This is a genomic window from Streptomyces rubellomurinus (genome assembly GCF_000961885.1).
Classification (GTDB): domain Bacteria; phylum Actinomycetota; class Actinomycetes; order Streptomycetales; family Streptomycetaceae; genus Kitasatospora; species Kitasatospora rubellomurina.
The window spans coordinates 1-3,356 of record NZ_JZKH01000206.1; the positions used below are offsets into that span (position 1 = coordinate 1).

Consider the following 3,356-nt stretch of genomic DNA (forward strand, 5'->3'; position numbering starts at 1 on the left):
GGCGCGGCCGGGGGCTGGGCGGGCGGCGGTCCGGCGGGCGCGGGCGGCGCGGCCGGGCCCGGGACGGCCGAGCCGTCCAGCTTCGTCATCTGGTCCGCGACGGCGGCCGGGTCCACGCCGCCGGGCTGGCGTCCGAGTTGGACGCCGCGGTTGTCCTGCGGGCCGCTGCCGGGCGTGTCGCCGGACCCGGCCGTAGGGTGATCCCCTGCCATCTGATTCCCCGTCATGTCTGGATCCGCCCCCCTGCCGGTACCGTCCGGGTTCCGGTGGGACGGGTGAGATTGGGCACCATGCTAGTGGTGAGTGGTTTTCGGCCACCGCCGGGCGTCCGGAATCCCGGCCCCCGCCCGGCCCGTGCGACAGAAGACCACAGCACCCCCACCGGTCCGTCACTCCGCTGCCGCAGCGTCCCCGCACCGCCGCCCCGGGCGGGCCGCCGAGGGCCTACCCTTCAGGAGTCGAAGGGGACGCCCGGCGGAGGGGTCCCCGCCTGGGAGGGTTGATCATGTCCACGGACACACCGGGCTCGCAGTCGTCCCTGCACCGGGCGAACCTGGAACGCGTGCTGCGCGCGGTGCGGATGGCCGGTTCGCTGACCCAGGCCGAGATCGCGCGCAGCACCGGCCTCTCCGCGGCCACCGTGTCCAACATCGTGCGGGAGCTGAAGGAGAGCGGCACCGTCGTGGTCGCCGACACCTCCTCCGGCGGCCGCCGGGCCCGCAGCGTCTCGCTGAGCGGGGACGCGGGCATCGTGGTCGGCATCGACTTCGGCCACACCCACCTGCGGGTCGCGGTCGGCAACCTCGCGCACCGGGTGCTGGCCGAGGAGAGCGCCCCGATCGACGTGGACGTCTCCGCCGCGCAGGGCTTCGACCGGGCCGAGGCCATGGTCGACCGGCTGCTGGCACAGGCCGGGTTCCGCCCGGAGAAGGTCATCGGCGTCGGCCTCGGCGTGCCCGGCCCGATCGACGTGGAGACCGGCGCGCTCGGTTCCACCGCGATCCTGCCCGGCTGGACGGGCATCGCCCCGGGCCGGGAGCTGTCCGAGCGGCTCGGGATGCCGGTGCACGTGGACAACGACGCCAACCTGGGCGCGCTCGGCGAGCTCGTCTGGGGCGCCGGCCGGGGGCTGGGCGACCTGGCGTACATCAAGGTCGCCAGCGGCGTCGGCGCCGGGCTGGTGGTCAACGGGCAGATCTACCGGGGCCCGGGCGGCACCGCGGGTGAGATCGGGCACATCACCCTGGACGAGGCCGGGCAGGTCTGCCGCTGCGGCAACCGCGGCTGCCTGGAGACCTTCGTCGGCTCCCGCTACCTGCTCTCGCTGCTCACCCCGACCCTCGGCGCGGACCTCACCCTGGCCCGGGTGGTCGAGCTGGCCCACCAGGGCGACCTCGGCTGCCGCCGGGTGATCGCCGACGCGGGCCGCCAGATCGGCACCGGCGTGGCCACCCTGTGCAACCTGCTCAACCCGCGGCGGGTGATCCTCGGCGGCGACCTGGCCGAGGCCGGCGAGCTGCTGCTCGCCCCGATCCGCGACTCGGTGGCCCGCTACGCCATCCCCAGCGCGGCCCGCCAGCTCTCGGTGGTCCCCGGCACCCTGGGCGGCCGGGCCGAGGTGCTGGGCGCCCTCGCCATGGTGATGAGCGAGATGGGCGAGTCCGGCGCCCTCGGCCGCACCTGAGGGCCCGAGCGCCTGAGGGCCCGAGGACCGGCGCCCGGCGCCCGGCGGCCCGGTCGGCCACCCGACCGGCACGTACCACGCATTCCGGGCGTACCGACCACCGCCCCCGCGCTCGCCCGCACGTTCGTCAAGGACGATTGACCGGCACCCCCCGGCCGACCTCAGGGAATGGCGGTAATCGAACGGTGGCACCGGGCGCGCCGCTCGGTGTCCGGCAGGCGGACATTAGACTCGACCGGTCGGCACCGGGCGAGACCGCCGGCCTGCCGCCGGACCGGGCAGCGACGAGCGTCGGACCCCCGCGGTCCGCGAAGACTTGAACGAGGAGGAACGGGTGGCCCTGCTGACCCGCATTCGGGGACCGCGCGATCTCGACCGGCTCACGCCCGGACAGCTGGCCGCCCTGGCCCAGGAGATCCGGACCTTCCTGGTGACCGAGGTTTCCAAGACGGGCGGCCACCTCGGCCCGAACCTCGGCGTCGTGGAGCTCACCATCGCGCTGCACCGGGTCTTCGACTCCCCGCGCGACCGCATCCTCTTCGACACCGGCCACCAGAGCTACGTCCACAAGCTGCTCACCGGCCGCCAGGACTTCTCCCGGCTGCGGCTGAAGGGCGGCCTGTCCGGCTACCCGTCCCGTGCCGAGTCCGAGCACGACGTGATCGAGAACTCGCACGCCTCCACCGTGCTCTCCTACGCGGACGGCCTGGCCAAGGCCAACCAGCTCCGGGGCAGCCACGACCCGGTCGTCGCCGTGATCGGCGACGGCGCGCTCACCGGCGGCATGGCCTGGGAGGCGATCAACAACATCGCCGACGCCAAGGACCGCCCGGTCGTCATCGTCGTCAACGACAACGAGCGCTCCTACTCCCCGACCATCGGCGGCATGGCCAACCACCTCGCCACCCTGCGCACCACCCAGGGCTACGAGCGCTTCCTGTCCTGGGGCAAGGACGCCGTCAAGCGCACCCCGGTGGTCGGCCAGCAGCTGTTCGAGACCCTGCACGGCGCCAAGAAGGGCCTCAAGGACTTCATCGCCCCGCAGGGCATGTTCGAGGACCTCGGCCTCAAGTACATCGGCCCGATCGACGGCCACGACCTGACCGCCCTGGAGTCCGCGCTGACCAAGGCGCGCGGCTTCGGCGGCCCGGTGATCGTGCACTGCCTCACCGAGAAGGGCCGCGGCTACCACGCCGCCGAGAGCAACGACGAGGACCGCTTCCACGCGGTCGGCGTGATCCACCCGGAGACCGGCCTGCCGATCAAGAGCGCCGGCAAGGACTGGACCTCGGTCTTCGCCGAGGAGATGGTCGCGATCGGCCACGAGCGCCCGGACGTGGTCGGCATCACCGCCGCCATGCTGCACCCGGTCGGCCTGGCCCCGTTCGCCAAGGCCTTCCCGGACCGCATCTTCGACGTCGGCATCGCCGAGCAGCACGCCGTCACCAGCGCCGCGGGCCTGGCCACCGGCGGCCTGCACCCGGTGTTCGCGGTCTACGCGACCTTCCTCAACCGGGCCTTCGACCAGGTCCTGATGGACGTCGCCCTGCACAAGCTGGGCGTCACCTTCGTCCTCGACCGCTCCGGCGTGACCGGGCCGGACGGCGCCTCGCACCACGGCATGTGGGACATGTCGATCCTCCAGGTCGTCCCCGGCCTGCGGCTCGCCGCC

2 protein-coding genes and 1 pseudogene are annotated in these 3,356 nt (G+C 73.7%); 2 read left to right on the forward strand and 1 reads right to left on the reverse strand.

The genetic code is table 11. The features are described 5' to 3' along the window. A pseudogene (locus VM95_RS43065) lies at window positions 1-212 on the reverse strand (RDD family protein); the annotation flags it as partial. 293 nt (window positions 213-505) lie between these two features. On the opposite strand from VM95_RS43065, the gene VM95_RS37240 reads away from it, so the two are divergent. Then, on the forward strand, window positions 506-1,684 hold the full coding sequence (locus VM95_RS37240) for an ROK family transcriptional regulator (RefSeq protein WP_045705734.1): 1,179 nt from the start codon (window positions 506-508) through the stop codon (window positions 1,682-1,684). Window positions 1,685-2,018: 334 nt separating this feature from the next. Further along, on the forward strand, window positions 2,019-3,356 hold a 1,338-nt coding region (gene dxs / locus VM95_RS37245; protein WP_045705736.1), incomplete at its 3' end, for a 1-deoxy-D-xylulose-5-phosphate synthase.